The organism is Granulicella mallensis MP5ACTX8, assembly GCF_000178955.2.
Classification (GTDB): Bacteria; Acidobacteriota; Terriglobia; order Terriglobales; family Acidobacteriaceae; genus Granulicella; species Granulicella mallensis.
Window position 1 is genome coordinate 2259893 of the sequence record NC_016631.1, and the last position, 19750, is coordinate 2279642.

The following is a 19750-nucleotide window of genomic DNA, read 5'->3' on the forward strand; positions in this document are numbered from 1 at the left end:
GAAGCGAGAGACACAGGAATGAAGGGTTAATGAACGTGAGCAAGAAACAGAAATCTAAATGTCTGAATCGATTCTGCAGCTATCGTCAGGCACCAGCCGATACTCTACGACCGTTGACAACAAAGCCATCGGTTTAAATGTTTATCGAGAGAGTGATCTGAGAAGAAACACCTAACTGCGGACAGCTTCGGAGTGTCGTATCTCAAAACATCGGAGGGATAATGTCAGGAGCGACATCGCGTAGGCAGGCAGGGAAGTGCAGAACCTTCATCGGAGATCTTTGTCGCAATGATCTGTTCGCACGCCATGTGTAGAGTAAATATCAGATATTAGTGAGCGTCAAGTCGCTTTACAACCGACTAGATTCCAGGATCCCGGTGCGTTCTGGTGAGCCTTTGTCATAGCTACCGGGATTTTTGAGCAGCATCGTCCTGATGAGCAGGCCCGCGTGATACATCCGGTCGAGCCGGCGCCTGCAGTTACTAAACGCGGGAAAGCAGGGGCTGTCCGGCTCCATGACGCTACGGAAATTTGCTGATGAGGTTTGGACGCCATCAGTTTTTCCTTCGCTGAAGCTATCCACCCGTCTTTTCTATAACCACAACCTTGAAACCCATATTCTGCCAGCCTTCGGGGACGTACCGCTTCGGCTTCTTACCCGGGATGCGGTGCAGAAATGGCTGCATGGAAAGTTCAGCGCAGGTCTGTCCTGGAACTCAGTCCAGCACCTTCGGACCTCGTTTTGGACCCTGCTTGCCGCTGAAGGATGGACGAACTGATTCGGCAAAACGTCGTCAAAAAGACCCATCTGCCTCGTCGGGTTCATTCCGAGGAGCCGCCCTTGGTCTCCCTGGATGAACTGAAATCTCTGCTTCAAGAGTTACCTGAGCCGTCCCGTTCGATCGCGACATTAATCGTTCTAACGGGGCTGCGAGTTGGGGAGATGCTAGCTCTGCGCTGGTGTGACGTCGATCTGATCGCGGCAACGCTCCAGGTTCGGCAGACGGTATACCAGGGTGTGTTCGATACCCCGAAGTTGCGTCTCTGACGACGTGGCAGCAGGCTCCGATTGTGCCGCTGACGGAGGAGCGGTTGCTGGAGGGCGACCGCGATGTGCTGGGGCTGTTTCGGGGTGATCCGTTTGCGGGCCGACCTCCGAAGATGGTGCGCAGTGCTTTGGCAGTACTGGTTTAGTACACATGAGGAGAAACGGACACGGGGAGTGTGGTGGACGAGCTGCTGGGGACGTATGCGCCAACGGCGCTGCTGCCGGATGGGCGGTTCGCAGAGATGGAGTCGCCGACGCTGGATGGGCCTCCGCAGGAGTGAGTTGGGCTGATGTCAGGTGGCCAGTCCTGTTGTCACGCCAGTCCCGGAACTGCCGATGCACTACCAACAACACAATCATCCCCGCAGGAATTAAGTTCTCACGAGAACACAGAAGGCCCTGGTGCAGAGCGCGATACCAACGTTGGTGGCGCGCTCTGCCTCAGGAAGGCCCCTGCTCCCTCGGGAAGGCAAAAGCAGGGGCACACCCTAGCTAGTTTCCGGTATGTGCGGCCGGTGGGTTCACTGGCCGCACATACGTATTTAGCCAGCGATCGATCTCCCACAGCACGTGCTGTTTGGTCTCCAGCGCGCCGTAAGCGTGCGGTTCGAGCGGCAGGAACACCAGCCGCACCGTTGCACCCTGGCCCTTCAGCGCCGCGTAGAAGCGCTCGCTCTGGATGGGGTAGGTACCGGTGTTGTCGTCGGCCTCGCCATGGAAGAGCAGAATCGGTGTCTTGATCTTGTCGGCATAGCTGAACGGCGACATCTTGTTGTAGAGGTCGGGGGCCTGCCAATAGGTGCGCTCCTCGTTCTGGAAGCCGTACGGAGTCAAGCTGCGGTTGTATGCGCCGCTCTCCGCAATACCCGCCCGGAACAGGTTGGAATGCGCCAGCAGGTTAGCCGTCATGAAGGCGCCGTAGCTGTGTCCCATGACGGCGACGCGATTGGGGTCAACCACACTCAGCTTGACGCCCTCATCGATGGCCGCTTTCGCTCCGTCCACCAGCTGCTCGACATAAGTATCGTTCGGCTCCTTGCCTCCTTCGCCGATGATGGGGATGGTTGCGCTATCGAGAATCGCATAGCCATCCTGCACCATGTACACGTGCGAGCCGCCACCGAAGACCGGGTAGCGATTGGGAGAGCCGCTCACCTGGCTGGCGGTAGCGCGCGAGGTGAACTCCGCCGGATAGGCCTCCATCAGAGTCGGCAGCGGACCCTGACTCTTGTCATAGCCGTACGGTAGCCACAGGGTTGCCGTCAGATCGACGCCATCGGCACGCTTGTACTTCAGGAACTGGCGCGTGGGCATCTTGATGCCGTCATAGCGGCCGGGAAAGTGTGTGAGCTGCGCAGGGGCTGACCCATCGAAGGCCGCAACAAAGTAGTTCGGTGACTGCGTCTGGCTCTCGCGCCGGATCAGCACCTTGTCGTCCGACAGTAGCCCGATGGGCTCGTCGTAGTAAGGGTCCGCCGAGCGGAAGAGGATCTTCTCCTTGCCGGCAGCGTCCCCTGTCAGCGGCATGATGGCGATGAACGGCTGATCGCCCTTGGGTGACGCGCCCGGCGAGATGAAATACACGCCCTGACCGTCCCTGGTCAGCTTCAGCACCGGGTGACCGCCGGCATTCAACTCGGTCACCGGAGAGCCCGGCTGGTGATAGCGGTCCTGCGACGAACCCGCATAGATTGTCACGGTCTTACCGGGAGACGAGGGATCGATCGCGACGGTGAGTTGCTTGCGGTCCGAGAAGCGCGACATGGTCACCAACGCCAGGTGGTCGTTGCCCCACTCCAACCCGTGAGCTCCGCCAAAGCCGCCACCGCGTGAGAGGCGCAGGGGTGCTTCGTACAGAACGGTGGCCTTGCCATCAAACGGCGCCGGGAGCGTGTAGAGGGTATCGGCGACCTTGGCGTCCTTGGGAAGTGGCAGGCCGTTGTTTGCAGCTTCCACCCAGACGACGGTGGCCGGTGCATCGGCGCGCCACTGGTAGTCGCGCGGGCCGGGTTCCACGGCGTCGCGCGAGATGGGCAGGTTGTCCACCGCAGGGCGATCGAGCAGCACCTTCACGCGGCCCGGCTTCAGCGGCAGGATCTCCGTGATCTGCGGGAATCGCTCATAGGGAAAGGTATAGCTGAAGGGCCGGTGCACGATGGCGACCAAGGCATAATGGCCGTCCGGTGAAGGTGTGGCACGCTCGATCAGACCCTTGGCTGGCAGGGTCCTGGCGGTACCGCTCAGTGAGACCACGGTCAGATCGGCAGAGGCGTAGTACTCGAAGATGGCCTCGTCCGTGGTGGTCTTCAGCATGTCTTCATAGGTCGGTGCGGGGCTCACCTTGCCCAGGCTCTCCTCGATATCGGGGCCGGTGGGTATGTCGCTGACTTTGGGTGCGGCTCCGCGTGTGGCTGAGACTGTCTTGCAGAGCAGTGAGGCAGAGTCCGGCATCCACGCGCAGGGTGTTCCGAGCACGGCATTCAACTTGATCGTGCCGACACGATGGGCGCTGGCCGTAGCGACATCGATCACCCAGAGGTTGAGACCCTTGGCGGGAGCCGTGGCATGCGCCACAAAGGCGGCGTGTTTGGAGTCCGGAGCCCAGATCGCGTCGACGGCTTTCAGTTTGGCGGGCAACCCGGCGATGGTCTTCGCTGCCGCTGCGTCTAGGGACTGCAGCTTTAGCGAGACATCATAGCGCTCGACGCTGGGGCCGTTCGACAACGGATTGAACCGGATGCCTGCGAGCCGGTAACGCGGCTGGGCGACGTCCGCAATGGTGGGGAAGGTGGCGGGCTGCTCGATGAGCAGGGTCTTGCGGTCGGGCGAGAGCTGCACTTGAGGCGTCGGCGCTGACTCCAGCAGTTGCTCGATGGCGGCAGGCGGCTTCTGGTAGGGAAGGGCGGTCTGGGCCGTGGCGTAACCGGCGGCGATCATGGTGGCAGCAGCCACCAGAGCAATTCTGCGGTTCATGTAGAGCCTCGTTTTGAAGCAGGTGATGGGGAACTTTCACAAGGTACACGAATCAAGCGCATGAGAAGTTTCATGACCGCGTCCGCGGGGCTATTTATCGAACAGCCCAGGCCCTGGCCGCAGGTAGGAGGAAGTTTTGCAGGGTTATGTCACAGCGACAGCGGTTAAATGTCCGGATCGGATACACCCTAGCGCTCCGGAACTCGAGAAGACGACGCGGGCTGGAGCGTGTCCCAAACGACATATGTCATCAGGAGAGACCCATGTTCAAAGAACTTTCGCCCTTACTGCGGCAACGCGCTGTTCTGTTGACCGTAACCCGTCTTGAGGAAGACGAGATCCGTGTCGAGGTCTCGGAAGAAGGGCAGGCCGACGATGACGAAGAGCTGGATGAGGTGGCCTGAACGTAGACCGCTCTTGCGAAGCATCCGTACTTTGTGATGGGCATGGGGATGTGCTATTTCGTGTCGGCGAGATATTCGCAGAGACGAAGTCACCTCAGGAGCTATTGAGCAAAATGATCGAAGCCGGTGACCTGCTCATAGATAATGCGCTTGGGTTAAGCGACCAATGAATGACGGAAGGAAATTGAGCAGATCGTTCGGGTTTGGCTAAATCAGCCGGTCTCGACCGCACCGTATACTCTTTCCCATGCCGAAATTATGCGTGTTCCGTAATACCGCCCTCACGATCACGTTGTGTTGCAATGCCGCAGTGATGCTGCAGGCCCAAAGCTTTCGCGTGCACATTCCCAAGGACGCACGACCACTGCAGAGTGGTGGAGAGCGCGCAGCCGAGCCCGCTCCTCTGGATGGCCGCCTGTTGCTGCTGCTGTCGAACGACCTCGGCGACGAGCCGCGCATGCAGATCAACGACACACCGGCTTCGCAGAACATCTTCGGCCTTACGCTCAACGGTGCAAGGCCTGGCAGCGAGGTGACCGTGGACGACAGCGCCGCCGGTTACCCGCACCTGCACCTAAGCGAGCTGCCTCCTGGCAAGTACATGGTGCAAGCTGTGCTGAACCTCTATGAGACCTTTCATATGGGTGACGGCCGCACCTTGAAGCTTGCACCTGACCGTGGCGAAGGACAGCACTGGAATCTCGCTCCTGGCAACCTTTACAGCAAGCCTTTTCCGATCTCGATCGGCGCGAACGGTAAGCCTGTGCGCGACGTCGACGTCACGCTTACCGAGGTGATTCCGCCCATTACCCCGATCGCCGATTCGGAGTTCATCCGCCGTCTGCGTATCCAGTCACCGCTCCTGACAAAGTTCTGGGGCCGGCCTGTCTATCTCTCCGCCACGGTGCTCGTGCCCGCTGGCTTCGACCAGCATCCGGAGGCACGCTTCCCGCTGATGCTATTTGAAGACCACTTCAACGACGGCTTCGCGGAGTTCCGCACTACGCCTCCCGACCCGACTCTCAAGCCCGATTACTCCGAGCGCTTTCATCTCGCCGGTTATAACCGCATCCAGCAGCAGGAAGCCTACAAGTTCTATCAAACTTGGATCGCGAAGGACTTCCCACGTTTTCTCGTGGTCAAGATCCAGACCGCGAATCCGTTCTACGACGACAGCTATGCTGTCGATTCTGCGAACCTCGGTCCTTACGGCGAAGCCATCGAAACCGAGTTGCTGCCTATGGTCGAAAAGCAGTTCCACGCCATCGGACAGGGCTGGGCGCGCTTCCTCTATGGCGGCTCCACGGGGGGCTGGGAAGCTATGGCAGCGCAGGTCTTCTACCCCGACCACTACAACGGCGCCTTCATCGCCTGTCCGGATCCCGTGGACTTTCACGCTTATACCAACATCGACCTCTACCGCGATGCAAATGCGTACTTCACAAGCGGCGCAAACAAACAAATCGAGCAGCCGTCGATGCGTGACTATCTGGGCCACACCACCATCACGCAGCGCGGCGTGAACCAGTACGAGGCTGCGCTTGGCGACCACGGGCGCTCCGGCGAACAGTACGACATTTGGCAGGCAGTCTTCTCACCCATCGGTCCGGACGGTTATCCTGCGCGTATTTTCGATAAGCAGACCGGTGCAATCGATCCCATTGTTGCGAAATACTGGCACGATCACTACGATCTCAACGCGAAGCTCCAGCGCGAATGGCCGCAGCTGCAGCCGAAGTTGGACGGCAAGCTGCACGTCTACGTCGGCTCCGAAGACACCTACATGCTGAACGATGCGGTGTACCTGCTGCAAGACTTCCTCGATACTGCGAATCCACCTGCACATGCCGAGATCGCGTACGGGCCTCGCGCAGAACACTGCTGGAATGGTGACCCCAAGCTCCCGAATGCCTATAGCCGATTGCATTACGAGACTATGTACGTGTCAAAGATTATGCAGCGCATCCAGCAGACAGCTCCGAAGGGAGCAGACCTAACAAGCTGGCGATACTGATAGACGTATCCTGCCAGCAAGCGCCCAGGCGATTGAGCATCGCTTGCGTGCGTTGGGAGCCTCATCGGGAGTCGCTTGAGGTTGCGCTATCGGACTGGTTGGCCTTTCCTTGAAGGGACCCAGATCATGCCATCCGCCAGCGGTCCCGCCGCGATCAGATCCGTCTTCCACGTCGTGAGATTGATCGCAGCCACCTTCCCGCTGGTATTGCACGAAACATAAGCCACCTTCTGGTCCGGCCGGATCACGACCTCCTGCGGAGCCAGGGGAACCTCCACGGTGTTCTTCACCGTCATCGTTGCCAGATCAACCACCGCAACCTTGCCAGCCGCCGGGATTGCCACCAGCAGCCACTTGCCATCGGTGGTCGGCTTCGCTCCATATCCCATCCCCGGCAGCTCGATCCATTTCGCCACCTTGTGTGTCGAGGTGTCGATGACCGCCATGCGCGGTTGCTTCGGGTCTGAGGTAAACACCCACTTGTCGTCGTTCGAAATCGCAATCCGCTGCACCTCCGCAGCCACCGGGATCACCGCCAGCGTCTTGCGTTCACGCATGTCCAGCACCGAAACACTGCCTGGCCCTACATTCGCGGTATACCCGGTCTTCCCGTCATGAGACAGGATCAGCATGTGGGATTGTTCGGCCCCTGTCGGAATCGTACCCACTATGCGATGCGTCTTCGGATCGATGACCGTCACTGTCTTATCCAATTCTGTCGTGACATACAGCATGCCGCTCGCTTCATCCAGCAAAGGCATGTGCGGACGCACGCCATGACCGAACTCCACATGGTCGATGATCCTGCGCGAGGGCAAGTCGAGAACCAGCATCTCGTGTCCATCGATTCCCGGTTTGCCCACCCCGACGCTTCCGTAAATCGGCAGAAAAGCCGTCTTGCCGTCAGCCGACACAGCGATCTCATGCCCATGCACCCCTGGCGTGTGCTCCTCGATGGTGGCTACCTGTTTGCCTGTCTGCGGGTCGATTACACTGACCGTCGCGTCTCCCTGGTTCACTACCAGCAAAGACTGTGCCCGCGCGCCCATCAGGCAAACGACCAAACTCACGGCCGCCAGAATGTAGTGTGTTCTCATGACCCAGAAGCATAGAACAGTTCATGAACCTCTGAACAGGGTCATGGTTTTCCGCTGAAATTGCGGCTGGTTTGAAAAGTCTTCGAATTGGGTGGCGATGGGAGTGCTCGAGGGCAGTTTGCGTGCCACGCGGAGCAGTTTTGTCTGCTTGTCGTTGAAGTTCGGAGCAAAGATCCACATTGGTCGATCTATCGGCCTCAGTTCAAGACGTGGAAAGTCGGACCGGATCCCCAATGCTTACGCTTCAGGCAGAAACGGCTCATGAGCTGTGAACCAGCGCGACAATATCGCGGCGGATTTCGCCTCTTGATCATCCATGGTTCGCCTTCAACGGTACATCGTGTCGAAAGTACGGATTCAGCGACGAGGGCGCTCAGGAGTTCATCGGTAGAGATCTGCCTCACCAGGTTCCATCCGCCTTCAGCGGGAGTCACCTGATAAACAATCCGTTTGTTGCGATCTTCGTTCCATTCGATTGCCGCGCCCGTCAGGAGCGAAACGTTTGCTACCTCCCGATCGCCGTCCATCACCGAAAAGAATCGTTGTAAGCATACCTCTGTCTAGAAGTGATCGAATCCAGCGGTCAAACGACGCAGAGATGGTCGATAGATATCTGCTTCAGGCATAAAGAATGCAACTGGATTTATCTGGCCAGGCGTCCGCAATGATCGTTTCGGATAAATCCATAGCTGGTTTTGGCAAAGTGGTCTCTTCCTCAAAGGGTATCCTTCTCGCAAGCCCGTGGCCTCTGCACAACTGAACCGTGAAGGCCGCCGATTCACGAATTGCAAGCTGAAGCCGAATACGAGCGACCCCAGACCCGTATGTTTTTTGCAGAAGCTACTCCAAAGAAGACAAAACGGCGCTACGAGTTGAAAGAAAAGCTTGGCGAAGGCGGAATGGGCGCCGTCTGGCGGGCTTTTGATACGGTCCTCGAAATCGATGTGGCGATGAAGGTACTGCTCGATGTGCATGATCCCAATGCACTGCGACTCTTCTATGAAGAATGCGAGAAGCAGGCAAACCTGGCCCACCCAAACATTGTTGAAATCCGTGACAAGGGAGTTCTCGAAGACGGATCGGTACGTACTCCCTATATAGTCATGCCTCTGCTGCGAGGCATGACGCTGGCGGCCCTGATCCGCTCGAATAAACATCCACTCTCGACAGAGCGTTGCTTCGACATCATCATGCAGTCGAGTCGAGGATTGCAGGCTGCACATGACGCCGGGTTGCTGCATCGCGACATTAAGCCGAGCAACCTGTTTGTTCTGGAAGATGACTCAGTCAAGCTCCTGGACTTCGGTGTAGCGCATCGCCTGGATCTTAGCATTACGATTGGCCGCACGGGCACGCTGCTTTATATGTCTCCGGAGCAGTTGGCGATGAAGGGGCTTACGCGCTCCTCCGATGTCTTCTCGCTCGGCGTTGTCTGTTACGAGGTTCTGACGCGCCGGCAACCCTTCCTTGCATCGAGCGAAGATGGCGTTGCCGAGGCGATCCGTAGTCATCATCCGCCTCTGCCGAACTCGTTCAATAGCGAGGTGAGCGAAGCCGTGAGCCAGGTCGTATGCAAGGCGATGGCGAAGAATCCGGCACATCGGTTTGCCTCGATGCGCGAGTTCAGCGATGCGCTCCGTCGTGCTCAGTACGACTCGTCGTTTACAGTGTTCGAGCCAAGCCGGTTCGAACCGCGCCTTGCCAAGGTCCGCACTGAGTTTGAAGAGGGCAATCTGCAGTACGCGCAGGAATTAACAGAAGAGCTCCTCTCCGAGGGATACCTGGTCGACGCGTTACTCGCGCTCGATACACGGGTAAAAGCTGCTGTAAAGCAGAAGACTATCGAAAGGCTGATGGAAAGCGCGCGTGAGCGCAAACAGGATGGAGAGTACCGGCTTGCGCTGCAACGTGTGAGTGAGGTGCTTGATCTCGAGTCTCACCATATCGAAGCCCTCGTATTGCGTCACGAGATCGAAACGAGCCGTACCGAGGCGGACATTCTGGAGTGGCTCAAGCTCGGGCAGCAGCACCTTGAAAAGCTTCACTTCTCGCATGCCAAACAGGCGGCGCAGCGGGTCCTGGAGGCGCAGCCGGCTGAAGAGCGGGCGCTCGAGTTGTTGGCGCAGATCGAGAGGCGGGAGCATGAGGTGCAGCGGATGCGTGAGCAGAAGCAGGCCGCCTACGCCGTGGCGCTCGAAGCAGAGGCACGCAATGAGATCACTGCCGCTCTAAGCAACATGCGGATCGTGCTGGAGCTGGAAAAGCAGGCTCCCGATCCCAGCACGCCCGCGCAGCTTGCCACCTATGAGAGCTTCTACAACAAGCTGCATGCTGAGCACGAGGCCATTGCAGCGAGCTATGCGGAGGCCAAACAAGCGCTTGAGCGGGGAGATTTCGCTCTCGTCGATCAACTGTGCGATGGCTTTCTCACACGCATGCCGCAGCACACGCTCTTCAAGGCGCTCAAGTTTGACGTCGAAGAGCGACGGCGACGGGCTGTCTCACAGCGCCTGCTGGAGGTAGAGGAGGCCATCGAGAACGAAGCTGATCTGGGCAAACGGGTCGAGATGTTGGAAGAGGCGGTCAGCCAGAATCCGGGAGTCTCGGAGTTCTCCCGGCTGCTTGAGTCCAATCGTCAGAAGCTAAGCCTGGTGGAAGGCATCGTGAATCGGGCACGCGGACTCGAGACCCGAGAGCTGTATGGCGAAGCGCTGGTGCAGTGGGAGACCCTGGAGACCATCCATCCGAATTTTCCGCGCTTGCAGTTTGAGATCCAGAACCTGCGATTGCGCCGTCAGTTGAGCGAGCGGATGCAGCAGAAGAGTCGGCGGCTTGCCGAGATCACCGGCGCGGCAGAGCGTGGCGATCTCGATGAAAGCCTGCGACTGCTTGAACAGGCGTTGGACAACTTGCCTGACGATTCGGACCTGCTCGAACTGCGTCCTCACCTGCGGCAGCAGCGCGAACTCGCGGTCAGAGTGGAGCAGCTGCTGGCCGACGGGCGGCGAGCGATGGGGCAGGGGAATATCGATCTGGGACTCGAGTGCCTGCGTGCCGCTTACGATCTCGGCTCGAAGGTCAAGCACGCGAGAACGGAGTTGGTGGAAGGTCTTCTGATTGCAGCGCGTGCATCCCAGGATCGGCCGCGCGAGGCCTGTGGCTATCTCGAGGAGATACTGACTCTCGAACCTGGCAACCACGCGGCGACTGGATTCCTGCGCTTTCTGCAGGAGCAGGAAGAGCACACTGAAACAGATGAGGCCTTGGCGCAGGCGCAACGGCTGAGAACTGCGCGGGATCTTTCTGGGGCCATGGATGTTCTGAATCATGCTCTTGTGCGTTATCCGCAAAGTACCCGGTTGAAGCAATTTCTGCAAAATCTGGATGCAAGCCGCTCAGAGCGACGCGGACGTGACTTGAATGTTTTGCGAAGGAAGCGTCTTGAAGCGGACTCGATCAGTGATAAGAAACAGTTGTATGCTACTGCGGCAAGCGCCGAGCAGATCGCGAATAGCTACCAGGAAGACGAAGAGTTTCAGGCTGAGTCGCGGATGCTCAAAGCTCGCCTGCAGACGATCGTAGATGTCGAGCCAGCATCACCCGTGACGGCCCCTTCACCCGTTCTACCTGTGAAGCCTAAGGCTTTCGTGACTCCGCCAGTTCCTGCCCGGCGATCGCTGTTGATCGTGGGAGCTGCCTGCGCGAGTGTCGTATTTCTGGCATCGCTTGGTCTGTGGGCTGCTCATCACAAATCATCACCGAAGGCGCAGGCTCCGCCAATACCGGCGTCGCCGAGCATGGTGTCTGTAACGATTGACGCGGAACCTTCCGGGACGATGATTCGCAGTGGCGGCAAGCTACTTGGTGTTGCGGGATCGGGATTGAATGTGTCACTGCCCGCAGGCGAGACGACGCTCGATGCGGATCTCCCCGGCTACGTTTCGCAGACGCAGCAGATACAGCTTGTCCCAGGATCCGGCACCAAAATTCAGTTCAAACTGGTTCCGCTGGCAGACGTCTTTGAAGTGACTGGCCACGGGGAGATGCAACTGGATGGAGAGAAGGCGCTTGCGGTGTATGACGCGGCAACTCCGATCACGCTGAGTGCCGGAGAACACACTCTGACGTGGAAGGACGCGGATGGAAGCAGCGTCCGGCTGCACATGCAGGTAGACCCCAAGGGGGCGGCGACCTTCAGTGGCTGGGGTGACGGGCAACGCGCGATGGCCGTGAGTCTGATCGATGGAAAAGCCCAGGTATTTGCCGAGAAGGGCTCGCCCGTTCTTTTGGACGGTACGCATAGCGGCAAGCTTCGAGAAGACTCACTCGATTTGGATCTGCCGTACGGGCGGCATTCGCTTTATGTGGGTACGTACGACCAGGGTGTGCTAGCGCACCTCGATAGCAAGCCGGGGCGGCAACTCCTGGTTGCGTTCGGCGGTAGCAATCATCCTGCTTCACTGACGGATTCTGCTTCACTCAAGGCTGTTTCTGATGTGGATGGCGTCAACGTGAAGTTGATGCGCGGCAGGAAGATGATGCAGCAGGGCGTGATTGCCGGCGGACATCTGGATATGAATAACCTTTCTGCCGGCAAGTATGTGGTGATTGCCACCTTGGCGGGGATGGCTACGCCATTCAGCCAGTCGATTGAGGTGAAGCCGCAACAGCAGATGACACTCACCCTGCCTTTTCATAAGGCTCTCGGTATGATTAAGGCGCACGCCCCAACCGGTGCACAGATCACGCTGGATGGTGTGGCGGCCGGACAAACGGGGCAGGATGGCACACTCCTCATCGATAAAGTTGTGCAGGGTTCGCATTCCGTTGTGGCTAGTATTCACGGGGCCTCTCTCCGCCAGGATGTGGTGATCGACGATAAGAATGTGGCGGCTGTGCGGGATGTTTATCTCGAGCCTGCGGCGTCGACGAATGGTGTGTTGGCCTTGCAACTCACTCCGGCAGAGGCGCAGGTCGCTGTCTTCGGAAACAATCAGAAAGTACCGGTCAGCGGAAACAGGTTCGAAGTGCCGGCAGGCAGATACAGAATAGAGGTATCGGCTTTTGGCTATGCCCCACGGGCTATAACCATTGAGGTTGCTGCAAACCAAACCTTACCTGTGAGTGTGACACTCGCGCCTGCTAATCCGCTCGCCGGTGGTCCCACCCTCAACGGCTGGGACACTGCACAGTGGAGCCTCAATCCCAAGACGCACACGCTCACTCATGGTACTACTGACATCGGCTTCTACGCTGCCAGGCCTGAACTCGGCACCTATGTGTTCTCAGGTGTCTTGAGTCGTTCGTTGCTGCTCGTCTGGCAGAAGGCCCAGTGGGTGGTGGGATACCACGATCCGGAGAACTATCTGCTGTTTACACTCTCTCGCGATTCGCTGACCGTTACCTCCATCATCGACGGCAAAAAAGCGTCTGCCGAGCAATTCCCCATGCACAACAAGAACACCTATCAGGTGATGCTGCATGTAGGTTCCGACGAGATCTCCCTTTCGATGTGGGATGGAGAGCGTTGGAACGCCGTGCACACCTGGAAGGCCATAAAGCAGGATCTGAACAATGGTGGCTTCGGATTCAAAGAAGACGTGACTCTCACTGGCTTTTCGTACAGCCGCTAACAGGAGAGAAAGAGGAGATTAGCGTGGTCCAGACAGTGCTCAAGATTTTGATAGATGGCCAGGAGATCGAAACAGGCTTCCTTGGTCGCAAGGGAACTTTCGTCAACGCCACGGTGAATAAAGGGCTTAATAAGCACAGCACCTGCACTGTGGAGTTGTTCCATGTTGCAGGGGACCGCCCTGCGGTGGAGAAGTGGATTGGACGATCCCTCGTTCTGGAGTCCAATGATGGTACGAAGTTCTTCGAAGGGTTTCTGCGTGGAGCCGACCTTACCTACCATGCGAACGGCGGGTTTCGTGTTGTGCTCGACGGCGCGAGCCAAAGCGTAAAGCTTGAAGTCGCGGCGAGCTACTTCTATTACGGAACCACCTCCGTGGCAAGCGTAGCGCAGCAGATAGCAGGGCGTACAGGCATCGCAGCGAGTGTGTCTGGCGGACAGCAGAATTCGACGCTCGACCTGGTGCAGTGGGATGAGACCGATTGGAACTTCCTGCTGCGTTTGTGCGCCGATCAGGGCTTATACATCAATCCAACAGCCACCGGAATCGAGATTGCGCAGGGGTTTCAGACTGCGGGGCCTACGCTTACCTGGGGGAGCGACCTCAACACGGGGCTTGTCGAGTTCCGGCTTAAGGGCATGCTGGCTTCGGCGAAGATCGACGGCAGTCATTACGACTTTTCTCAATCGGTGAGTCAGAACTTCAAGTCGCTTCAGAAGCAACCGTCGTTGAGTAGCGGTGCGTCGGGTTTTACCAGTGCGGTACTGCAGCAATCAGCGCAGATTCTGCCCGCAGCGTATCGGGGGAGACGAAACCGATCGAAGACTGTTTCGGAGTATCAACAGGCAATCGAGAACCAGGCGGAATGGAGTGCTGCAAGCGGCCTGCTGTGCGAAGGTTTAAGCCAATGCGAAACATTGCAGCCTGGGCAGAAGATCCAGGTCAGTGGCGTGGAAGCAGCGTCCGGCGAATTTTATCTGCTCACGGTAACGCATAGCTGGTCCACCGAGGGATACGAGAACCGGTTTACCTGTACTCCATGGAGTGGTTGGTACACCAGTGAACTGCATCCCAAGCCGTGTGTTAGCGGCGTATATTCGGCGCGGGTGGTCGATATCGATGATCCGAACCGCCATGGACAGGTGCGAGTGCGCTACTACTGGCAGGATGAGGGAGAGACAGGCTGGATCCGTCACTCTGCGTTGTATGCGGGAGCGGACCGTGGCTTCCTGTTCCGTCCGGAAGTGGGCGATGAAGTGTTAGTGGCTTTCGAGGACTGCGACCCCGAGCGCCCGGTCATTATCGGTTCTGTGTGGAATGGCGTGGACAACACGCCCAATGAAGACTTCTGGGGCGGCGAGACACATAGCAACGATATCAAGCGCATCGTCACCAAGAGCGGACATCGCATCTCGATGGTCGACAAGGATGGTGAGGAGGCGATTGCGATCGCAACGCCACGAAATGCCAAGCTGCTGATGTTAGAGCGGGCCGCTGAAACCGGTCGCCCCGCCATCGTGCTGAGCGTCGAGCATGGAGATCTGATCTTTAACGCGCCCGACGGACGCATTCATTTCAACGCAAAATACTGGTCGCGAGAAGTCGGCGAGTAGAGGAGCCTTATGCAGGTATTCAACGGCAGCATTCAGACGACACGGCGAGTGATGGATCCGCGCACGGACCGGAGCATTGGCAGGATGGGCAGCCTTATTCTGCCGGCAATCGGCACTCCGGAAGCCCTCCTCTATCCCGGCTCTGATGTCACGGTTGTCCACGGGAACCAGAGCCTGCGTGTGGACCAAAACCGAACCTCGCTGGTGGGGATGAATGTGAATTCAGAGGTCGGGATGGCCGAGACGCATCTTGTGAACCTTGGCCGCAGCGTGACGGTTGTGGGCCCCTATGCCCGCTCCGTGATGTCCGATTCGCTGATTCAGGTCGCCGGCAACTACAGCAAGAACGTTGCCCAGAATTACGACAAACAGGTACTGGGTGACTCTGCGAACCATATCACCGGGAACTACAGCAAAGCTGTGCAGCAGAACTATGTGAAGACGATCACCGGGAACTCCAACAACGCCATCATCGGCAACTATGACAAGCAGGTCACCGGGAACAGTTCCCATGCGATCACCGGGAACTACACCAAACATGTCGCTTCTAATTACGGCAAGGAGATCGTGGGTGTTTCCGTCAATCACGTGCGTGGTGACTACATCAAGTCTGTCCAATCGAATTACGTAAAGACGGTCACTGGAAACTCAGACAATTCCATTCAAGGTAGCTATGGAAAGCTGGTGCAGGGAAATGCAGACCAGCATGTGGTCGGCAACTACAACAAGACGGTGATCGCGAACTACGGCAAAGCTGTGACGGGAAATGCCGTCCACTCTGTGCAGGGGAATTACCTCAAGACTGTGCAGTCCAACTACACGAAGGAGGTCACCGGAAATTCGGCTCACGGAGTGGTGGGGAACTACACAAAGACGGTAGCTTCGAACTACAGCAAGCAGATCACCGGGGTATCGACGAACGCGATCACCGGAGACTACCTCAAGACTGTGCAGTCCAACTACACGAAGCAGATCACAGGCAATTCGCAGAATGGGATCGTCGGTAACTACACCAAGGCGATCACCGGCAACTCCTCGCACGCGATCACCGGGAACTATACGAAGGCCGTGGCGTCGAACTACACCAAGGAGATCACCGGCACCTCGACGAATGCGATTACCGGGAACTATCTCAAGACCGTGCAGTCCAATTACGCGAAGCAGATCACTGGCAACTCGCAGAATGGGATCGTCGGTAATTACAATAAGGCGATCACCGGCAACGCGACCCACGCCATCACCGGCAACTACACGAAGGCCGTGACGTCGAATTACACCAAGGAGATCAGCGGCACCTCGACGAACGCGATTACCGGGGATTACAGCAAGACGGTGGCTTCGAGCTACATCAAGCAGATCGCAGGGAATTCGCAGAACGGAATTGCCGGTAACTACACCAAGGAGGTGACCGGTAACGCGACCCATGCGATCACCGGCAACTCCTCGCACGCGATCACGGGGAACTACACGAAGGTGGTGGCCTCGAACTACACCAAGGAGATCACTGGTGTATCGACGAACGCGATCACCGGCGATTACCTCAAGACTGTCCAATCGAATTACACCAAACAGATTACCGGCAATTCTCAGAACGGGATCGTCGGCAACTACGGTAAACAGGTGACCGGCAATGCGACGCATGCCATCACGGGGAACTATTCGAAGTCGGTGGTGTCGAACTATACCAAGCAGGTCACGGGGAACTCGACGAACGCGATCACGGGCAACTATAGCAAATCGGTGACGTCAGATTATGTGAAGGCCATCACCGGCTCTTCGGCGAACAACATCACGGGCTCCTACACCAAGAGCGTGCAGGCGAACTACGACAAGCAGGTCACTGGAACTTACGGAAAGACCGTGACGGGCGACTATCAGAAAACGCTGCAGGCGAATCATCAGGAGCAAGTTGCCGGGGAATCGGCCTCGACCGTAACCGGGCCCTCGACCAAGACCTACCTCGGCGAGCAGGTCCGTATCTACCAGGGAAACTTTACCGAGACGGTCATGGGAAATCACACGGGAACGACCCATGGCAACACCATCCGTACGCAACTCGGTCCAAAGATTGAGAGCCAGGTAGGAGAACACGTGCTTGCGCACACGTCGACCTCCAATGAGACTTACCCGGAATGGGTAACGGTCTCGGATGAAAAGGTAACGATACAAGGCTTTAAGAGCGATACGAGTGGACTCGCAAACAGCAATTCGCTTCAGTCCATCGGTATCAGTGTGAATAACACCTCGATCAGCGGCGCAAAACAGGACCTCTACGTGAGAAAGGACGATATCGGAGTGTATAAGGGCGAGAACGAGGCGATCAAGAAGGTAACAACCTTTGTGAAGGCAAAGCAGACCGTCGCAGACGATACCATTTCGGTGGCCACTGTTGAAACAGCCGCTGACATTACGACAGTAGCGCCGGTAGCTGACACACTGCATGGCGATGCCACGCATATAAATGGGGTCACCTTTATTCCTCAACTGATCGTGATTCAACTGGCCAGTGTTACGCATGCCGGCGCACTGAACATGGGTCAGGGACATATCTTCCCATAATCAATAGAGGCCGGTTCGATGAGCTATCCGATAGAAAAAGGAATCGAGCAGGAGCGCCCGGATTGTCTACCCTTCCGGAGGGCGGAAGGTGTACAGACGTTCAGTCTGTTCTGGATGCCCGCGCGCTTCAAAACAATGCCAGATGCGCAAAGGGAATGGCTTTCCATCTTCTTCCTGCGATTTGAGCTGGCGATCTCCCGCACTCTTAAGCTGGAGAAGCTTCAGTTCATGCATTCAAAGATATTGCGTGAAACAGCGGATATCCAGGAAGTGTTTTATAAGAAACTTCATCGTTATTCTCCAGTTCCCGGGCAAAGCCGTTCTCTTAACCAAGAGCCCGTGAAGAAGATTACGCCGGAGGAGATGAAGACCTTTGCACGAAGCCGCAAAAACGCAAGCCTCGACCCCTTTGTGGCGGAACGGGCATTCCGCTTTCGTAGGGATGATGGAGACTTCACCAAAGTCTTCATGGGATACGGTGGCATGACTTTGCTCTTCTGCGGTAACAGTAGCGAAGAGCTCTTTCCTTCGCCGCCACAGTTGGCCACGATTCAAAAACCACCGATGCCCAAGTTTTTGCGCAAATATTCCATGATGGAGACGATGCATAACGATTTCGATCCGCACGCCCCAGGCAGGATGCCTGCGTGGCTTCGGACTCATCCTTCCATGCAAAGGCTGAAGACTGAGCTTGGGGTTGATATTGATTCAGACAATGCAGTACCGCGCGTGGACACCTTTGGCACGAAAAGCAAAGAGGTATTTGGTGAAGAGGTCAAGGGAGCAGTTGGTTTCGAGGGGCTTGCCTTCATTCTTCCACGGTTGACCACACAGGACTTCCTCTCGCAACTGGAAGAGGATGTACGCAAGTGGTTTGACGTGTTCGATATCTACATTCGTGAGAGCCCTGAAGATGAGGGTTTCGTGATCGCATCGAAGCATGATCTGCGTCCGATTTTCCGCGAGGTGCTGGAGACGATGCGTGAGGATGGCTATGTGTACTGGGAAGGGTAGTGAATGACTGAGAACGCACGCGCTGCCGTCGAACGTAACGATCTTCGCATGTATGTGCCGGTCGAGCATCTGGTACTGAAAGGCACGCCCGGCGGCTATGAGCACTGGTTTGTGCCCTGTCCCATTGGCGCTCGTCCTGACTCCTACGATGCGCTCCGAGAGTTTCTTGAAACGCTCGTCCTCCACCTCGTTCGCGATTTCGGCTGCTCTCACGAGAGTTTTATCGGGCTGGGGCGGAACGTGGATCGGTCCGCGAGCCTTCTGCTTGGCGACAACGCCAGGCATTGGCATCCGCAGACCGGGCTGGGTGTGTGGGCCAATCGTCCTGCGCCGCGGATGCTCCGAGGGGCAGACGTCGAAGACCTTGACCCTGAAAATCTGCCGCAGGTGATGCCGATTCAGCTTCGCGTCCAAAGCGAAGGAACGGCGCGGTTGCATGCCATGACCACCATGCTCGGCACAGGGTGTGGGCTGCAACTGGTTTCACGAATGGAGGGGAAGCGCATGCTCCGTTCCCTTCAGGAATATCACTTGAGCCTCATTACAGATCGTATCTACCGGATCTTTCCCTGGTACGTGCCGCTGCTTGAGAACACCTCTATAGCGGAGCCGATCTCGCAGACAACGCTCGACGCGATCCAGGGCATTACCCTGTACATACGTGAAAGCCCTGAAGACGGGGGCGTTTTATTACTTTCCATGGAGCCGCTTCGCGGTACCTTGGAGGCACTGGGCTGCACGCGCCAGGACTTCGGAGAGAAGGAAACCTGGTTTTTGCCAGGGATGCAGGCATGATGATTGCAATGACCCAAATCTACGTAGCGCATCAAAATGCCGGGAACCTCGTGGTGGTAGCGCCGCCTTACAACTCGCTCGCGGGATTGTTTCTCGGCGCCGGTCTGGTGTGCTGGGTTGCAGGCGCAGTGCTATCGTTGGTGCTCAACGGCAAAGAGTCCGCCATGCCAAGGGGCTTTCTGTGGGGTGTGTTTCCCCTGCTGATCGCTCTTGTGATCGGAGCTCCATTCGTCTATGTAGGGTTTCTGATGGCCCGCGCGACGAACGTCGCGATCAATGCAGATCAGAACAATCTGAAGGTGCAGCAGAGTCTTCTGTCTGTCCCCTTCGAAACGCGTGAGTATGCCTTGAATACCGTGCAAAAGGCGGTGGTGGGCATGGGAAACAGTTGTGTCTCCCTGCGTGCCGTAATGAACGATGGCGCCAGCGAGCAGTTGATACGCTGCACGGACCTCACCGGCTACAACGAAGCGGCCGATGCGATCAACGAGTTTCTGCAGTCGCACCGCGAAAGATTGGCGCAGTCATCGCGCTAGAGCATTTTCCCTGTAGGTGTAGAGCGGTGCCTCGATCTTTATGGGTGTTTTCCCCAATGAAAAC

The 19750-nt window shown here is 57.3% G+C and carries 11 protein-coding genes; 9 read left to right on the forward strand and 2 right to left on the reverse strand.

Annotated features, from left to right (window positions below; genetic code table 11):
• Positions 1 to 515: 515 nt before the first annotated feature.
• Complete coding sequence (locus tag ACIX8_RS26515; protein ID WP_044176485.1) at positions 516 to 779, forward strand: N-terminal phage integrase SAM-like domain-containing protein; 264 nt, start codon at positions 516 to 518, stop codon at positions 777 to 779.
• A gap of 761 nt (positions 780 to 1540) precedes the next feature.
• Here ACIX8_RS26515 and ACIX8_RS09600 read toward each other — a convergent pair.
• The gene (locus tag ACIX8_RS09600; protein ID WP_014265139.1) at positions 1541 to 4021 is read right to left on the reverse strand and encodes an alpha/beta hydrolase family protein; all 2481 of its coding nucleotides are present in this window, start codon (positions 4019 to 4021) and stop codon (positions 1541 to 1543) included.
• Between the two features lie 263 nt (positions 4022 to 4284).
• On the opposite strand from ACIX8_RS09600, the gene ACIX8_RS25925 reads away from it, so the two are divergent.
• Positions 4285 to 4425: a hypothetical protein gene (locus ACIX8_RS25925; protein WP_014265140.1), complete on the forward strand. Its 141-nt coding sequence runs from the start codon at positions 4285 to 4287 to the stop codon at positions 4423 to 4425.
• Positions 4426 to 4687: 262 nt separating this feature from the next.
• A complete protein-coding gene (locus tag ACIX8_RS09605; protein WP_223295498.1) occupies positions 4688 to 6439 on the forward strand; it encodes an alpha/beta hydrolase-fold protein in 1752 nt (583 codons plus the stop codon).
• A gap of 86 nt (positions 6440 to 6525) precedes the next feature.
• On the opposite strand, the gene ACIX8_RS09610 is transcribed toward ACIX8_RS09605, so the two are convergent.
• Positions 6526 to 7509 carry a cytochrome D1 domain-containing protein gene (locus tag ACIX8_RS09610; RefSeq protein ID WP_223295499.1) on the reverse strand — a complete coding sequence of 328 codons (984 nt, stop codon included), beginning with the start codon at positions 7507 to 7509 and terminating at the stop codon, positions 6526 to 6528.
• 851 nt (positions 7510 to 8360) lie between these two features.
• Here ACIX8_RS09610 and ACIX8_RS24525 point away from each other — a divergent pair.
• From ACIX8_RS24525 to ACIX8_RS09645, 6 genes are read left to right on the forward strand one after another with little or no spacing between them, the layout of a single operon-like run.
• Positions 8361 to 13169 (forward strand): serine/threonine protein kinase, encoded by a 4809-nt coding sequence (locus ACIX8_RS24525; RefSeq protein ID WP_014265145.1) that lies wholly within the window; start codon positions 8361 to 8363, stop codon positions 13167 to 13169.
• Positions 13170 to 13192: 23 nt separating this feature from the next.
• Positions 13193 to 14782, forward strand: coding sequence for a type VI secretion system Vgr family protein (locus ACIX8_RS09625; RefSeq protein ID WP_014265146.1), 1590 nt, complete (start codon positions 13193 to 13195; stop codon positions 14780 to 14782).
• A gap of 9 nt (positions 14783 to 14791) precedes the next feature.
• A complete protein-coding gene (locus ACIX8_RS09630) occupies positions 14792 to 17341 on the forward strand; it encodes a hypothetical protein (protein ID WP_014265147.1) in 2550 nt (849 codons plus the stop codon).
• Between the two features lie 18 nt (positions 17342 to 17359).
• On the forward strand, positions 17360 to 18355 hold the full coding sequence (locus tag ACIX8_RS09635; protein ID WP_014265148.1) for a hypothetical protein: 996 nt from the start codon (positions 17360 to 17362) through the stop codon (positions 18353 to 18355).
• Positions 18356 to 18358: 3 nt separating this feature from the next.
• Positions 18359 to 19150 carry a hypothetical protein gene (locus ACIX8_RS09640; RefSeq protein WP_014265149.1) on the forward strand — a complete coding sequence of 264 codons (792 nt, stop codon included), beginning with the start codon at positions 18359 to 18361 and terminating at the stop codon, positions 19148 to 19150.
• A complete protein-coding gene (locus tag ACIX8_RS09645; protein ID WP_014265150.1) occupies positions 19147 to 19686 on the forward strand; it encodes a hypothetical protein in 540 nt (179 codons plus the stop codon). Before ACIX8_RS09640 ends, ACIX8_RS09645 begins: the two co-directional genes overlap by 4 nt.
• Positions 19687 to 19750: the final 64 nt, after the last annotated feature.

Coding starts and splice junctions, on each gene's coding strand:
- ACIX8_RS09640 (WP_014265149.1), top strand. CDS start 18,359: ATGACTGAGAACGCACGCGCTGCCGTCGAACGTAACGATCTTCGCATG.
- ACIX8_RS09645 (WP_014265150.1), top strand. CDS start 19,147: ATGATGATTGCAATGACCCAAATCTACGTAGCGCATCAAAATGCCGGG.
- ACIX8_RS09630 (WP_014265147.1), top strand. CDS start 14,792: ATGCAGGTATTCAACGGCAGCATTCAGACGACACGGCGAGTGATGGAT.
- ACIX8_RS26515 (WP_044176485.1), top strand. CDS start 516: ATGACGCTACGGAAATTTGCTGATGAGGTTTGGACGCCATCAGTTTTT.
- ACIX8_RS24525 (WP_014265145.1), top strand. CDS start 8,361: ATGTTTTTTGCAGAAGCTACTCCAAAGAAGACAAAACGGCGCTACGAG.
- ACIX8_RS09600 (WP_014265139.1), bottom strand. CDS start 4,021: ATGAACCGCAGAATTGCTCTGGTGGCTGCTGCCACCATGATCGCCGCC.
- ACIX8_RS25925 (WP_014265140.1), top strand. CDS start 4,285: ATGTTCAAAGAACTTTCGCCCTTACTGCGGCAACGCGCTGTTCTGTTG.
- ACIX8_RS09635 (WP_014265148.1), top strand. CDS start 17,360: ATGAGCTATCCGATAGAAAAAGGAATCGAGCAGGAGCGCCCGGATTGT.